10 protein-coding genes are annotated in these 14,962 nt (G+C 62.4%); 2 read left to right on the top strand and 8 right to left on the bottom strand.

Annotated features, from left to right (window positions below):
• Position 1: 1 nt before the first annotated feature.
• The 4 genes from BAUR9175_RS09890 to BAUR9175_RS09875 form a co-directional block, all read right to left on the bottom strand.
• Complete coding sequence (locus tag BAUR9175_RS09890; protein ID WP_009884159.1) at positions 2-1,390, bottom strand: bifunctional folylpolyglutamate synthase/dihydrofolate synthase; 1,389 nt, start codon at positions 1,388-1,390, stop codon at positions 2-4.
• On the bottom strand, positions 1,387-4,653 hold the full coding sequence (ileS, locus tag BAUR9175_RS09885) for an isoleucine--tRNA ligase (RefSeq protein ID WP_101583654.1): 3,267 nt from the start codon (positions 4,651-4,653) through the stop codon (positions 1,387-1,389). Before ileS ends, BAUR9175_RS09890 begins: the two co-directional genes overlap by 4 nt.
• Before the next feature lie 335 nt (positions 4,654-4,988).
• A complete protein-coding gene (locus tag BAUR9175_RS09880) occupies positions 4,989-5,744 on the bottom strand; it encodes an SDR family oxidoreductase (RefSeq protein ID WP_009884157.1) in 756 nt (251 codons plus the stop codon).
• Positions 5,745-5,896: 152 nt separating this feature from the next.
• Positions 5,897-7,045, bottom strand: a complete 1,149-nt coding sequence (locus tag BAUR9175_RS09875; protein WP_009884156.1) for an acyltransferase — start codon at positions 7,043-7,045, stop codon at positions 5,897-5,899.
• Positions 7,046-7,183: 138 nt separating this feature from the next.
• Between BAUR9175_RS09875 and valS the strand changes: the two genes are divergently transcribed.
• Together valS and BAUR9175_RS09865 are read left to right on the top strand one after the other, a co-directional pair.
• Positions 7,184-9,829, top strand: coding sequence for a valine--tRNA ligase (gene valS, locus BAUR9175_RS09870; protein WP_101583652.1), 2,646 nt, complete (start codon positions 7,184-7,186; stop codon positions 9,827-9,829).
• Positions 9,830-9,953: 124 nt separating this feature from the next.
• Positions 9,954-10,643, top strand: a complete 690-nt coding sequence (locus tag BAUR9175_RS09865; protein WP_009884154.1) for an AIM24 family protein — start codon at positions 9,954-9,956, stop codon at positions 10,641-10,643.
• Between the two features lie 117 nt (positions 10,644-10,760).
• Here the strand turns inward: BAUR9175_RS09865 and BAUR9175_RS09860 are convergent, their stop codons facing one another.
• The 4 genes from BAUR9175_RS09860 to BAUR9175_RS09845 all read right to left on the bottom strand — a co-directional run bounded on the left by BAUR9175_RS09860 (position 10,761) and on the right by BAUR9175_RS09845 (position 14,868).
• The gene (locus tag BAUR9175_RS09860; RefSeq protein WP_101583650.1) at positions 10,761-12,050 is read right to left on the bottom strand and encodes an MFS transporter; all 1,290 of its coding nucleotides are present in this window, start codon (positions 12,048-12,050) and stop codon (positions 10,761-10,763) included.
• Positions 12,051-12,063: 13 nt separating this feature from the next.
• Complete coding sequence (clpX, locus tag BAUR9175_RS09855; protein ID WP_069601336.1) at positions 12,064-13,350, bottom strand: ATP-dependent Clp protease ATP-binding subunit ClpX; 1,287 nt, start codon at positions 13,348-13,350, stop codon at positions 12,064-12,066.
• A 253-nt stretch (positions 13,351-13,603) separates the two neighbouring features.
• Positions 13,604-14,245, bottom strand: a complete 642-nt coding sequence (locus BAUR9175_RS09850) for an ATP-dependent Clp protease proteolytic subunit (protein WP_029417364.1) — start codon at positions 14,243-14,245, stop codon at positions 13,604-13,606.
• 26 nt (positions 14,246-14,271) lie between these two features.
• Positions 14,272-14,868, bottom strand: a complete 597-nt coding sequence (locus tag BAUR9175_RS09845) for an ATP-dependent Clp protease proteolytic subunit (protein ID WP_009884093.1) — start codon at positions 14,866-14,868, stop codon at positions 14,272-14,274.
• Between the last annotated feature and the right edge of the window lie 94 nt (positions 14,869-14,962).

The following is a 14,962-nucleotide window of genomic DNA, read 5'->3' as shown; positions in this document are numbered from 1 at the left end:
CTCATTCTTCCTTTCCGAGCAGCAGGCGGGCCTCGGCAACGGTGTGCAGTGAGCCGGTGACGACGATCCCTGGGCTCGTCGCCCCGGAACTGTTCGCCAGGTCGATGGCCTTCATCAGGGCGGCGTTGAGGTCCGGCGTCTCGAGCACAGAGTCCTCATCCACCCATTCACGAGCGGCCTCGGCGAGTTCGTGGGCTCCCAGCGCTCGAGAGTCCAGCGCCTCACTGACGACGAACACATCAGCGCTGCGGTGGAGTTCCTCGAGCACGCCGAGGACATCCTTGTCAGCGAACATCGCCAGGACCATCACGGTGTAGTCGAAGTCAAAGGCCTCGGTGATGGTCTCGGCCAGCACATGGGCCGCGTCGGGGTTGTGCGCCCCGTCGACGACCACGGCCGGTCCCGTCCGGACGAGTTCGGCGCGGCCAGGAGACGTCACGTGGGACAGGCCCTCAGCAACGGTGTCGAGAACCAGTGGCTTATCCTCGTCGCTCAGGAAGGCCTCCGCCGCGACCAACGCGACGGCGGCATTGTGCGCCTGATGAATCCCATGCAGCGGCAGGAAGATGTCCGTGTAGACATCACGGATTCCCTGCACGGTGATGAGCTGCCCGTCGACTGCACGGGTGCGGTCCAGGAGCCGGAAGCTGCGTTCCTCGGTCAGCGCGAGAATCTGTCGACGCTCCACCTCGGCGTCCAAAGCCTCCTGGGCTTCGTCGGTCTGCGTGCCGATGACAGCCACCGGATTGGGCGCCGGAGACGGATCGAGGCTGCGGTTGAGGATTCCGGCCTTGGTGGTGGCGATCTCGGTGAGGGTGTCACCGAGGAACGCCTGATGGTCAAGTCCGATCTTCGTGAAGACGCACACCTCGGCATCGGCAACGTTCGTCGAATCCCATTCACCGCCCATACCGACCTCGGTCACGACGACGTCGACGGGGGCGTCTGCGAACACCGCAAAGGCCAGGATCGTCAGCGCTTCGAAGAACGTCAGTCGACCGCGCCCCTCAGCGAGGAGTTCAGCATCGACGAGGTCGAGCACCGGTGCGATCTCGTCATGGATGCGCACGAAGGTCTCAGCCGGCACGGGGCCTCCGTCCACAGAGATCCGCTCAGTCACCGAATGCAGGTGCGGACTGGTGAAACGGCCCACTCTCAGATCGTGGGCTGTCACGATCGCGTCGATCATCCGCGCGGTCGAGGTCTTGCCGTTGGTCCCGGTGACGGTGATGACCGGAGCCGCCTGATGGATATCGCCGAGGAGCTCACAGGCCCGACGGGTCGCGTCGAGACGAACCTCGATCTGGGTCTCACCTGCACGCGCCAGCAGCGACGCATACACCCGGACGAGCTGAGAGTCAGACTGCTCGGCGTTTTCGCCCGCACTCATGCCCGGCTCACGGCCAGTCGTGTTCCCGACGGCAGCTCTTCGGGGGTGAAAACCTGCTCGTGACCGTGGACAGCGGCGAAGTCGAGCGAGGTGGCCAGGGTTTCACCGGCGATGAGGTCCCGGTGAGTGGTCAGCGCGGCGGTCAGTTCGGCTTCTGCCTCGATGACGACCGTGATTCGATCCGAGATGTGCAGGTCCAACTGCTTCCGGATGCCCTGGATGGCGCGCACGGCGTCTCGGGCCACGCCTTCGGCTTCGAGCTCGGGGGTGACACGAGTGTCGAGGGCGAGGAAGCCGGAGTCGAGCGCTGCCAGTTCCATCCCTTCCGTGCCCGATTGGGCCACGGAGTCCAGGGTGTACTCGCCGTCGACCAGGTCGATTCCGCCGCTGGTGACCGTACCGTCGTCGGCAACAGACCAATCCCCGGTCTTCGAAGCCTTGATCACCTGCTGCACCTGCTTGCCCAGACGAGGTCCGGCGGCACGGGCGTTGATCACCAGGTTCTGCGACAGGGAGAATCCTGCTGCTTCGGCTTCGGCGACATCGAGGACCTCGACCTCGCGGACGTTGAGCTCATCGGAGATGATGTCGGTGAACTCGGTGCTCAGATCGGTGTCGTCCGCAACGGTGAGCTTGGCCAGCGGCAGACGCACCCGCAGCCTGTTGGCCTTGCGCACGGACGAGGCAGTCGAGCAGATGTCGCGGGTCAGGTCCATGGCGGAGACGAGTTCGTCATCGGCGGGGAACAGGTCGGCGTCCGGATAGTCTGTCAGGTGCACCGACCGTTCTCCGGTGAGTCCGCGGTAGATCTCTTCGACGGTGAACGGCAGCAGCGGGGCTGCAACCCGGCAGAATGCTTCCAGGCAGGTGTAGAAGACGTCGAAGGACTCGTGGGTGTCTTCGGTTCCGTCCCAGAAGCGGCGACGGGAACGACGCACGTACCAGTTCGTGAGCATGTCGAGGTAGCTGCGCACGAGATCGCAGGCGGCCCAGATGTCGAGGCCCTCCATGGCTTCGGCGAACTCAGCGATCAGGTCATGGGTCTTCGCCAGCAGGTACCGGTCAAGCACCTGGCTCGAGTCGTAGCGGGATTCCGCGCGGTAGCCGGCCTTTGCACCGTCGGCTCCGTCTGCCGTGTTGGAATAGGTGGCGAAGAACTGCCAGGTGTTCCATAGCGGGAGAACGACCTGGCGCACTCCGTCGCGGATGCCCTGCTCTGTCACGACGAGGTTGCCGCCGCGCAGGATGGACGAGGCCATGAGGAACCAGCGCATCGCGTCGGAGCCGTCACGGTCGAAGACCTCGTTGACGTCGGGGTAGTTGCGCAGGGACTTCGACATCTTCTGACCGTCGGAGCCCAAGACGATGCCGTGGGAGATGCAGTTCGTGAACGCCGGACGGTCGAAGATCGCGGTGGAGAGCACGTGCAGAAGATAGAACCATCCGCGCGTCTGACCGACGTACTCGACGATGAAGTCGGCGGGGAAATGGTTGTCGAACCATTCCGAGTTCTCGAACGGATAGTGAACCTGGGCGTAGCTCATGGAGCCCGAGTCGAACCAGACATCGAAGATCTCAGGGATGCGGCGCATCATCGACTGACCGGTCGGATCATCAGGGTTCGGTCGGACCAGGTCGTCAACCCAGGGGCGGTGAAGATCGACCTCTCCTTGGTCATTGATCGGCAGGCGACCGAAGTCGGCCTCGATCTCGGACAGGGAACCGTACACATCGGTGCGTGGATATGAGGGGTCATCGGAGGTCCACACGGGGATCGGTGAACCCCAGAAGCGGTTGCGGGAGATCGACCAGTCCCGAGCGTTCTCCAGCCATTTGCCGAACTGCCCGTGCTTGACGTTGTCGGGCACCCAGTTGATCTGCTCGTTGAGCTCGACCATACGGTCCTTGAACTCGGTCACCCGAACGAACCAGGAGGACACTGCGCGGTAGATCAGCGGATTGCGGCAGCGCCAGCAGTGCGGGTAGGAGTGCTCGTAGGATTCGTGACGGATCAGCAGAGCCGAACGGCCCGTCAGCGGACCTGTGGAGTTGCGCAGATCCTTGATGATCGCCTTGTTGGCCTCGAAGACCTGCTGGCCTGCGTAGTCGGCCACGGTGGAGTCGAAGCAGCCGGTGTCGTCGACTGGGCGTGCTGCGGTGATGCCGTAGGAGTCGGTGAGGTCCTTGTCCTCTTCACCGAAGGCAGGCGACTGGTGGACGATTCCCGTGCCTTCCTCGGTCGTGACGAAGTCGGCTTCGAGGATGGTGTGCATCCGCTCGCCGAACTCGTCCTGGCGACCTTCGAAGTAGGGGAAGGGTGGCTCGTAGGCACGTCCGAGCAGCTCACTGCCGGAGAATGTGCGCAGCACTTCGGGGTTCTCCCCCAGCTCGCGCGCATAGGCGCCGAGGCGAGCCTCGGCGAGGATCAGGGTCTTGCCCTGCAGCTCCTGTGCACCGTCCTCGCCGGCGACGACTGCGACCAACGGGATTTCGGGATTGACCGCGACCGCCTGGTTGGAAGGAACAGTCCACGGGGTCGTGGTCCAGATAAGGACCCACTCGTCGGAATCCTTGAGCTTGTAGCCGACGGTCACGGCCGGATCCTGGCGCGACTTGTAGACATCGTCGTCCATCCGCAGCTCGTGATTCGACAGCGGGGTCTGGTCCTTCCAGCAGTAGGGCAGAACCCGGTAGCCCTCGTAGACGAGGCCCTTGTCCCACAGCTGCTTGAACGCCCAGATCACACTTTCCATGTATTCGACGTTGAGCGTCTTGTAGTCGTTCTCGAAGTCAACCCACCGACCCTGGCGGGTGACGTACTCTTCCCATTCCTTCGTGTACTTCAGCACCGAAGAGCGGCAGGCATCGTTGAAGGCAGCCAAGCCCATGCCGCTGATCTCAGATTTGTCGGTGATGCCCAGCTGACGCTCGGCTTCGAGCTCTGCGGGGAGTCCGTGTGTATCCCACCCGAATCGGCGGTCGACCTTCTTCCCGCGCATCGTCTGGAAGCGGGGAACGACGTCCTTGACGTATCCGGTCAGCAGGTGGCCGTAGTGAGGCAGGCCGTTGGCGAAGGGAGGACCGTCATAGAAGACGAACTCGTTCGAGCCGTTCTCACCTGAATCACGCTGATCGATCGAGGCTTGGAACGTGTCGTCCTGTTTCCAGTACGAGAGTACGGCGTCTTCGATGGCGGGAAAGTCCGGCGAGGCACTGAGGCCGAAGGCCGAGGTCGATACCTTGGGATACAACGGTTGCGTCATGAGCGTCCTTTTGAGTCACTGCGGTCACTGTCACGAGGACGACATGTCTGCCGCGGTACCACCTCGCTTATCCGCCGTGAACGTCTGTCGGATGAGACAGACGATCGGAGGATCGCTCATAGCCGGAGTGATGACGGGTCCAACCGCCCGGTTCTACTGGGCGCCCCTCCCCTGCCGACATTGTCGGTCAGGGTCGAATACGCTGTTCTTCCGGATGCTCCCCGGTGATGGCCGGATCACTGCATCCTCAATCGTATACCTTGGCCGTGGGTGTCGACCACTCCACGTCCGCAGGCGCGCATCGGTCACCGCGCATGGGCCGCCGGCCTCCCTGCTCAGAGTCCTGTGTTGCGTGCGACTTTGTGCTGTGCGGCCTGTGCGATCGGTCTGATCACCATCAGATCGACGTTGAAGTGGTGCGGCCTGGTCAGCGAGTAGACGACGGCGTCTGCGACGTCTTCGGCGGTCAGTGGATTCTCCACCCCTTCGTAGACCTTGTCGGCCTTGTCCTGGCTGCCGCCGACTCGCTTCAGCGTGAACTCCTCGGTGGCGACCATTCCGGGAGCGATTTCGATGACGCGCACGGGTTCACCGGCGAGTTCGAGTCGCAGCGTCGCTGCGATGGAATGTGTCCCGTGCTTTGCGGCAACGTACCCGCCGCCGCCTTCGTAGGCCTGATGCCCGGCGGTCGAGGACATGACGACGATGTCTCCGCGCCCGGATTCGATCAGTGCGGGCAGGAAGGCCTTGACGACCCGGAGGACTCCGAGGACGTTGACGTCGAACATGTCACGCCACCCGTCGACCGAGGCCTCAGCGACCGTGTCGGTGCCGTACGCGGCGCCGGCATTGGCAACGAGGGAGTGCACCGGTCCCCCAGCCAGCACCTCGGCGGTGAGTGCGGCAACCGCATCGTCGTCGGTGAGGTCGGCAACGATATAGCTGGCGCCGGTCTCGTCGGCCAGTGCGCGCAGCTTCTCCTCCCGCCGGGCCACAGCGACGACGTCCCAGCCCTGTTCCCGCAGCTGACGAACCGTTGCGGCGCCGATTCCCGAACTCGCCCCTGTCACGACCGCTCTGAGTGTTTCCATCGCTGTGCTTCTCCGTCCTTCTGGTTGGTGCCCGGTGATCCGTTGGATCCAGCCGCCTCTGTGCGTGCTTCGACCGGGCGATGCCTTGTTCGCCGAGGTCGTGTCTTCAGTCTACGGAGTTCTGCGGCCGGACTGGCGCAGCACGGTGGCCTCTAGGCACTGGTGGTGTCGGTGTCTGTCTTCGGTGCCGACGTGGATTTCCTTGCCCGCGGCACCCGTGGTTTCGGCTTCGCGTGGGGATTGCGTGGACCACCTTCGCCGAACACGGCGCGGACTCCGGGGATCTTGACCGCCAGCCAGGTGATGGCAGCACAGATGATCGTGTAGACGATCGGCATCACGATCGCATGGAGAATGACACCGGGGACGGTCGTGGGCAGGCCCATCTCATTGCGCAATGGGTAGAGCAGGAGCGGGTGGAGCAGGAACACCCCGAAGGAGTACGGGTAGAACCAGTGCAGCAACCGGAAACCGGTGTTCATATGGTGGTGGAGCAGAAGGTAGGCCGCCAAGGAGGCGATGACGACGCCGGGTGAGAGATATTCGTAGGGGAAGATCCATGGTTTCTCCCCCGGGCCGAGTCCGGCCCAGACGATGGTCATCGCAATCGCTCCGGCCAGGGCCAGCCAGGCCAGAACGACCCCGCGAGGGGACAGCACCACGTCCCGCAGCACCCATCCGAGGATATAGAACCCGGCCATGGGCAGGAACCGGGTGGCGATATTGGCCTCGCCCACGTCGAAGACGATGCTCACCCACTGGTCGAGCATTCCGATGCCCAGGAAGATGAGCCCCGTACCCCATTGCAGTCGCCTGGAGCCGTGAACGCTGAGCAGTCGGAAGAACGGCGTCAGCAGCGTCAGACCAGCGAGGACGTAGAGGAAGTAGAGCTGCACGAACGGGGACCCGGTGAGGATGGCGATTCCCGGGTTCCAACCGTCATCGGTCGGGAGGAGATAGAAGCGGCGGAAGACGACGTAGACAGCGGTCCAGAACACGAGGGGAATCCCGATTCTCCAGACCCGTTTGCTGAGGAACTTTCGTGGCTTGTTGCCGCGTGCCGGGTCCAAGGCGAGTGCGCCGGAGATCATGATGAAGACGGGAACCGACCAACGGGCCGCGGAGTCGAACCCGTTGGCCACCCACCAGTCTGGGCCCATGCCCGCATAGTTCTCTTCGACGACGGTCCCCAGCGAATGGATGGTCACGACTGCCACGATCGCGATCGCACGAGCAGGATTCATCCACGCGGTCGACGTGGGCGGCAGGTTCTCTGATCCGATTCTGTCCAAGGGCGCCATGCTCCAATAATCTCATTTTCAGCGACCGCCGCATCTCACGCCGCGTTCCGTGTGTGTCACACCCTTGAATCGCCGAAACCCGCTCGTACCCAGTCATCGGTTTGGCCCCAGGCCGCCCGGGTGAGAAAATCAACAACTATGAACACACCTGCCTTTTCGGACTCGACGCACGAGTCAGTGAACCTGCCGGATAAGCCGGCTCTCGAAGGACTTCGCGACAAATGGGATGCCGCGTGGAGCGACAACGAGGTCTATGCCTTCGACGTCGATACGGATCGTGAGCAGGTCTATTCGATCGATACTCCCCCGCCCACAGCGTCGGGCTCCCTGCACGTCGGGCACGTCTTCTCCTATACGCAGACCGACATCATCGCTCGGTATCAGCGCATGCAGGGAAAGAACGTGTTCTATCCCTTGGGATGGGACGACAACGGCCTGCCGACAGAGCGCCGCGTCCAGAACTACTACGGGGTCACCTGCGAGCCCACTCAAAGCTACGATCCTGACTTCGAACCACCGGCAAAGCCTCCGAAGAACTCCCGTGACTTCGTCAAGGTCTCGCGCCAGAACTTCATCGAACTCTGCGAGAAGCTGTCCGCTGAGGACGAGCACGTCTTCGAGGAACTCTTCCGCTCCACCGGCCTGTCCGTGGATTGGAAGTACACCTACCGAACCATTGACGACACCTCCCGCTCTGTCAGCCAGAAGGCCTTCCTCACCGATCTCGCCAACGGGCATGCCTACTCACAGGACGCCCCCACCATGTGGGACGTCACGTTCGGCACCGCTGTCGCGCAGGCCGAGCTCGAAGATCGAGACAAGGACGGCGCCTACCACAAGGTGAACTTCTACCCCGAAGGTCCCGACGGTCTCGCGGACACCTCGGCGGATCCGATCATCATCCTCACTTCCCGTCCGGAGCTCATTCCCGCAGTGGTGGCACTCGTTGCTCATCCTGAGGACGAGCGCTACACCGCATCCTTCGGCACCAGAGTCGTCTCACCGCTCTTCGGCGTCAGCGTCGAAGTCCGCGCCCATGAACTGGCGAAGTCGGACAAGGGCACGGGCATTGCCATGGTCTGCACCTTCGGCGACCTCACCGACGTCACCTGGTGGCGCGAGCTCGACCTGCCCACGCGTGCCGTCATCAACCGTGGTGGACGACTCAACCTCGAAGTTCCCGAGTGGATCGCGGCATCGCCGAAACCGGATGCTGTAACCAATTACGAGAAGCTGGCGGGAAAGACGACCTTCACCGCTCGCAAGGACATCGCCGAGATGCTCGCCGAGTCGGGTGACCTCATCGGCGAGATCGAGGCCATCACTCACCCGGTGCCGTTCTACGAAAAGGGCGACAAGCCTCTCGAGGTTGTCACCTCTCGCCAGTGGTACATCCGCAACGGCGGTCGCTCGGCTGAGCTTCGCGATGCCCTCATCGCACGCGGACGCGAGATCGAGTGGCATCCGACGTTCATGCGCTCCCGGTACGAGAACTGGGTGGAGAACCTCAACGGAGACTGGCTCGTTTCGCGTCAACGCTACTTCGGCGTGCCCATCCCGCTGTGGTACCGCTTGGACTCGGACGGGGAACCTGACTACTCGGATCCGATCGTTCCCGAGTCCCTTCCCATCGATCCCATCGCCGAGGTGCCCGCCGGGTTCACAGCCGACCAACGAGATGTGCCCGGCGGGTTCACCGCCGACCCGGATGTGCTCGATACCTGGGCGACCTCGTCGTTGACCCCGCAGCTGCTGGGCGGCTGGAGCCGCGATGACGACTTCTTCTCCAAGGTCTTCCCCTTCGATCTGCGTCCACAGGGTCACGACATCATCCGCACCTGGCTGTTCTCCACCGTGGTCCGCGCGAACTCGCTCAATGACGCCGCACCGTGGAAGCATGCCGGCCTGTCAGGTTGGATCCTCGACCCGGATCGCAAGAAGATGTCGAAGTCGAAGGGCAATGTCGTTGTTCCCACCGACATCCTCGCCGAGACGAAGCCGGGATTCGGCCCCGATGCCGTCCGCTACTGGGCTGCCAGTGCCAAGCTCGGTTCCGACACCGCCTACGACGTCACGCAGATGCAGATCGGGCGGCGTCTGGCCATGAAGCTGCTCAATGCTTCGAAGTTCGCACTCGCACAGGGCGTGCACTCCGGTCTTGTCGGTCAGCTCGGCTCGGTGACCCACGATCTCGATCGGGCGCTGCTGAAGAAACTCGCCGAGGTGGTCGATGCCGCTTCGACGCACATGGCGGCCTACGACTACGCGCATGCACTTCGTGCCGCGGAGAGCTTCTTCTGGGAATTCACCGACGACTACGTCGAGCTCGTCAAAGACCGGTCCTACGGTGCCACCGGGGATGACGATCAGCTCTCTGCCCACGTCACGCTCGCGACTGCGCTCGATGTCCTGCTGCGTCTGTTCGCCCCCTTCATGCCCTTCGTGACCGAAGAGGTGTGGTCCTGGTGGCGGACCGGATCTGTGCACAGGTCACCCTGGCCAGGTGACGAGCAGCTCACACATCCCGAGTCCTCAGTGGACCCGGAACTGTTGGTCTCAGTCGCCTCGGTGCTCACCGAGATTCGGCGAGCGAAGACCGAGGCGAAGGTCTCCCAGAAGACGCAGGTCCGCAGCCTGACCATCCATGCCCCTGCAGCTATCGTCGCCGCCATCGGCAGCGCTCAAGGCGATCTGCAGGCTGCCGGACGCATCCAGGAGCTCGTCACTGAGGAGAAGAGCGAGGAGATCACGGTTGCCGCGATCGACTTCGTCGAACAGGACTGATCTGTCCCCCTGTGTTCCAAGATAAGAACAGGAACTTCCGGGCGTCTGCGGCTTCGGACGCATACGATGGACTCGACAACAGAAGTACTCACGATCTTCTTCATGGACGAAAGGCCCTTGCACAATGAGAAGCGAACTCTTTTCGAAGCGGAATGCGGAGATTCAGAACCAGGAACGCTGGACTCTGCAGTCGAACAAGATGCTGCGCACAGTGATCAACCCCAACGCCCCCATGATCGCCACGAAGGGTGCCATGGTCGCGTATCAGGGCGACGTCCGTTTCACCCACCAGGGATCGAAGTCTGTGGGTCAGTTCATGAAGAAGGCCGCCACCGGCGAGGGTGGGAATGTGATGAAGGTCGAAGGTCACGGTGAAGTCTTCTTCGCTCGTGAGGCCTCGAACATCTTCATGATGGCGCTCGAAGGTCAGCAGGATGCGCTGACCGTCAACACCTCGAATCTGCTGGCATTCGACGATGCTCTCAACTGGGAGATCAAACGAATCAAGGGCGGAATCGGTGCCATGGCCAGCGGTTCGGGACTGTTCAACCTCGAGCTCAACGGTGTGGGTACGGCCGCCATCTGCTGCAAGGGCGAGCCGATGGTCCTCGACTGCTCACAGCAGCCGACCTTCGTCGATCCGCAGGCTGCGGTGTGCTGGTCCTCGTCTTTGGCCCCACAGATCAAGACCGATGTCAGCGTCGGGACGTTCTTCGGTCGTGGTTCGGGTGAATCGGTTCAGCTTGCCTTCCACGGCCCAGGCTTCGTCGTCGTCCAGCCTGCTGAGAACGCCGTGTATACGGCTCAGGCCTAGTCAGACCAAGCCCGAGGCGCCCTGGGACGACAGGAAGCTTCGGATTGCACATATTACGACCCCGAGGTCGCCCGGTATTCACCGGGCTGCCTCGGGGTCGTTGTGTTGGAGAGTTCGTCAGGACACGGGTGTCCGTGAGTGATGGCCTCCTCCGCGCTCGACGCGATAGCGCCGAAACGTCGGGAAGATCAGTGCACAGGCGATGACGAGCACAATCACGAGGAGGCCGCCTCCGGAGGCCGCAATGGTTGTGGTCGTCAGCTCGGCGACGGTGCCGTGGAGGACATCGGCGATGCGGGGCCCGCCGGCGACGACGACGATGAACACGCCCTGCATTCGTCCGCGCATGTCATCGCTGGCAGCCTCCTGCAGCATCGTAGAGCGGAAGGCTGAGGAGATGATGTCGGCGCCGCCGCCGATGGCCAGGCCGAACAGTGCGACGATGAGGGCCGCTGTCCAGAAGTGTGAGGCGAACTCGAGCGACAGACCGAATACAGACATGGCGGCGCCCCAGACGAGGATCGCTGCGATCACTGCCAGACCTTGGCGTTCGACACGGGAGACCCAACCGGAGAAGATGCCTGCCAGAGCACTGCCTGCCGCCAACGAGGCGAACAGGAGTGAGAAGACGATGCCGCCGGCGGGTGGACCGCCGAAGGTTTCCGTGGCGATCTGCGGGAACAGTGCTCTGGGCATACCGAAGACCATGGCGATGACGTCGACCAGCAGGGAGACCATGACGACCGTGTTCGTGCCTAAATAGCGGAAGCCGTCGATGACGCCCTTGAAACCGGAGCGAGTGTCGGGCTGCTTCAGCGGCACCAGAACAGGCAGACGCATCACCGCGTAGAGGGTGGTGGCCAGGAACAGCGCATCGATGAGGTAGAGCATCTGGTAGCCCACCACCGGGATCAGTGCTCCCCCGATGATCGGGCCCGCCACGGCGCCCAGTGTCATGACGGTCATATTGAGCGAATTGGCCGACGGCAGAAGATCCAGCGGAACAATGGTGGGCAGCAGCGCACCCTTCGCGGGCTGGTTGAGACCGAAGAAGGCCTGCTGCAGGGAGAACACGCTCAACAGCAGCCACACGTTGTCGACCTGCATGAGCGCGAGCACTGCCAACAGGGTGCTGGCGATGATCAGTCCCGCGGTGGAGACGATGAGCAGTCTGCGTCGGTCGATGACATCGGCGAGTGAACCGCCCCACAGTCCGAACACGATGAGCGGAACCAGGCCGAAGATGCCGCTGAGGCCGACGTACCCGGATGACCCGGTGATGTGATAGATCTGTGCGGGAATGGCCACGACAGTCATCTGGGCGCCGATGACGGTGACGATATTGGCCACCCAGAGGCGGCGGAAGTTGTCGTACCTTAAGGGCCGGGTATCAGCGAACAGCCGCATCTAGCGAGGGACGTCAGGCTGATTTTTTGGATGCCCGAGGCTGCTCGCGAGGAACCAGCGTGGGGGCTGCGTTCTTGTCCACGACTTCTCTGGTCACGACCACCTCGGCGATGTCCTCGCGTGAAGGAACATCGAACATGACGGGCTGCAGGACCTCTTCGAGGATGGACCGCAGGCCGCGTGCACCGGTTCCTCGCAGCAGGGCAAGGTCGGAGATGGCTTCGAGTGCGTCGGTCTCGAAGCGGAGTTCGACATTGTCGAACTCGAACATGCGCTGGTACTGCTTGACCAGAGCATTCTTAGGCTCTGTGAGGATCGAGATCAGTGCGGCGCGGTCAAGTGTGGAGACTGTGGCCAGCACCGGCAGACGTCCGATGAACTCGGGAATGAGTCCGAACTTCAGCAGATCCTCGGGCAGGATGTCGGCGTAGAGGTCCTCTTCGTCGTTCTTCGACTGCAGGAGCGCCCCGAACCCGATGCCGTGTTTGCCCTTGCGCCCGGCGACGATCTCTTCCATGCCTGCGAACGCTCCGGCGACGATGAACAGCACGTTCGTGGTGTCGATCTGGAGGAAGTCCTGATGGGGGTGTTTGCGCCCACCCTGCGGCGGAACTGATGCCTGGGTTCCCTCGAGAATCTTCAGCAGCGCCTGCTGAACGCCTTCACCGGAGACATCGCGAGTGATTGAGGGGTTCTCCGACTTACGGGCGATCTTGTCGATCTCGTCGATGTAGATGATGCCGTGTTCGGCCTTCTGGATATCAAAGTCCGCGGCCTGGATGAGTTTGAGCAGAATGTTCTCGACGTCTTCGCCGACGTAGCCGGCTTCGGTCAGTGCGGTCGCGTCTGCAACGGCGAACGGCACATCGAGCCGCTTGGCCAGCGACTGCGCCAGGTAGGTCTTACCGGATCCGGTGGGGCCGACGAGAAGAATGTTGGACTTCGCGATCTCGACCTCGGTGTCGTCTGAGCCCAGGGTCTTCGTGTCTTCTGCACCCTGCAGAGAGCGGATGCGCTTGTAATGGTTGTAGACGGCGACGGAGAGAGCCTTCTTCGCGGGCTCCTGACCAACCACGTATTCCTGTAGGAAGTCGAAGATCTCGCGGGGTTTGGGCAGTTCGATCTCGGTGTGCTCGGCGGTGCCTTCGCTGAGCTCTTCTTCGATGATCTCGTTGCACAGCCCGATGCATTCATCGCAGATGTAAACGCCAGGTCCGGCAATGAGTTTCCGAACCTGTTTCTGCGATTTCCCACAGAAATTACATTTGAGCAGGTCTGCTCCGTCCGCACTGCGAGCCACTGTCACAACCTTCCGCCGGGGCACCTGACCCCAACTCTACCGCCCGTGTTTCCTGTACCTCAATAGCTTCCCATACGGGACTGACATGAGCGGCCAGGACCGTCATTCGGTGTGTCGGAGAGCCCGGACCCACCCAAACTGTCGAGAAGGCCCAAACTACTCGGCGCCACACCCTGTGGCAACTCCCGCCGCCACAGACTGCTTTGGGCCCGGACAGACGCCGCCTGTCCGGGCCCAAAGATGTTCGTGTGTCTCAGACTGCCTTGCGCGAGGTCAGCACCTGGTCGACGAGTCCGTAGTCCTTCGCCTGTTCGGCGGTGAGGAAGAGGTCACGTTCGATGTCGTTCGAGACCTGCTCCGGGGACTTGTTCGAGTGGTCGGACAATGTCGTCTCCAGCCACTGGCGCATCCGGAATACCTCTGCGGCCTGGATTTCGATGTCCGAGGCCTGTCCCTGTCCCTGGCCCTCCATAGCGGGCTGGTGGATGAGGACGCGGGCGTTGGGCAGAGCCAGACGCTTGCCGGGGGTGCCGGCGGCGAGAAGAACCGCGGCAGCTGAGGCTGCCTGACCGAGGCAGACGGTCTGGATCTCCGGCTTGATGTACTGCATCGTGTCGTAGATGGCCGTCATCGCAGTGAACGAGCCGCCTGGCGAGTTGATGTAGAGCGTGATGTCACGGTCCGGATCCTGCGATTCGAGGACCAGGAGCTGAGCCATCACATCGTCGGCGCTGGTGTCGTCGACCTGGACGCCCAGGAAGATGACACGATCATCGAACAGCTTCGTGTAGGGATCCTGGCGCTTGAAGCCGTAAGGAGTCCGCTCTTCGAACTGGGGCATGACATAACGGGACTGCGGCATGTTGCCAGCGGTGGACCCAGGCATAAAGTTCATTGAATTCATTCTTCCTTGACTCCCACTCAGTTGTCGGTGACGTCGGACGAACGGGTCACCATCTTGTCGATGAAGCCGTATTCGAGAGCTTCTTCGGCGGTGAACCAGTGGTCGCGGTCGTTGTCCTTGAGGATCTGCTCCAGGGTCTTGCCGGTCTGTTCGGCAGTCAGCTCTGCCATCTGCTTCTTCATGTGCAGAATGAGCTCGGCCTGGATCTTGATGTCGGTGGCGGTGCCTCCGATGCCGCCCAGCGGCTGGTGCATGAGGATGCGAGCGTGTGGCGTGGCATAGCGTTTGCCGGGTGCACCCGAGGACAGCAGGAACTGTCCCATGGATGCGGCCATTCCCATGGCCACGGTGGACACATCGGGCTTGATGTACTGCATGGTGTCGTAGATCGCCATTCCCGCGGTGACCGAACCACCCGGGGAGTTGATGTAGAGCGAGATGTCCGCATCAGGATCCTCTGCCGCCAGCAGCATCATCTGTGCACAGATGGCGTTGGCGTTGGAGTCACGCACCTCCGAGCCGAGCCAGATGATGCGCTCCTTGAGCAGACGGTTGAAGATGTGGTCATCGAGACCCATTGCCCCACCGGCGTCGAGGCCGACGGGCGCTGTCATTTCGTGTGCGCTCACGTTTCACTCCTGTTGGTCTTTGGTTGCTTTGATATGGACTCTAACTGCTCAACGGTCCGTTTTAGTCCGTCGAAGCACC

It is taken from the genome of Brevibacterium aurantiacum, assembly GCF_900169065.1.
Classification (GTDB): Bacteria; Actinomycetota; Actinomycetes; order Actinomycetales; family Brevibacteriaceae; genus Brevibacterium; species Brevibacterium aurantiacum.
The sequence above is the reverse complement of the archived record's forward strand: the minus strand, read 5'-3'. Positions and strand labels throughout refer to the sequence as shown.

Bases quoted from the DNA above. Each gene is read 5' to 3' on its own strand.
- BAUR9175_RS09890 (WP_009884159.1), bottom strand. From the start codon at position 1,390: ATGAGTGCGGGCGAAAACGCCGAGCAGTCTGACTCTCAGCTCGTCCGG.
- ileS (WP_101583654.1), bottom strand. From the start codon at position 4,653: ATGACGCAACCGTTGTATCCCAAGGTATCGACCTCGGCCTTCGGCCTC.
- BAUR9175_RS09880 (WP_009884157.1), bottom strand. From the start codon at position 5,744: ATGGAAACACTCAGAGCGGTCGTGACAGGGGCGAGTTCGGGAATCGGC.
- BAUR9175_RS09875 (WP_009884156.1), bottom strand. From the start codon at position 7,045: ATGGCGCCCTTGGACAGAATCGGATCAGAGAACCTGCCGCCCACGTCG.
- valS (WP_101583652.1), top strand. From the start codon at position 7,184: ATGAACACACCTGCCTTTTCGGACTCGACGCACGAGTCAGTGAACCTG.
- BAUR9175_RS09865 (WP_009884154.1), top strand. From the start codon at position 9,954: ATGAGAAGCGAACTCTTTTCGAAGCGGAATGCGGAGATTCAGAACCAG.
- BAUR9175_RS09860 (WP_101583650.1), bottom strand. From the start codon at position 12,050: ATGCGGCTGTTCGCTGATACCCGGCCCTTAAGGTACGACAACTTCCGC.
- BAUR9175_RS09850 (WP_029417364.1), bottom strand. From the start codon at position 14,245: ATGAACTTTATGCCTGGGTCCACCGCTGGCAACATGCCGCAGTCCCGT.
- BAUR9175_RS09845 (WP_009884093.1), bottom strand. From the start codon at position 14,868: ATGACAGCGCCCGTCGGCCTCGACGCCGGTGGGGCAATGGGTCTCGAT.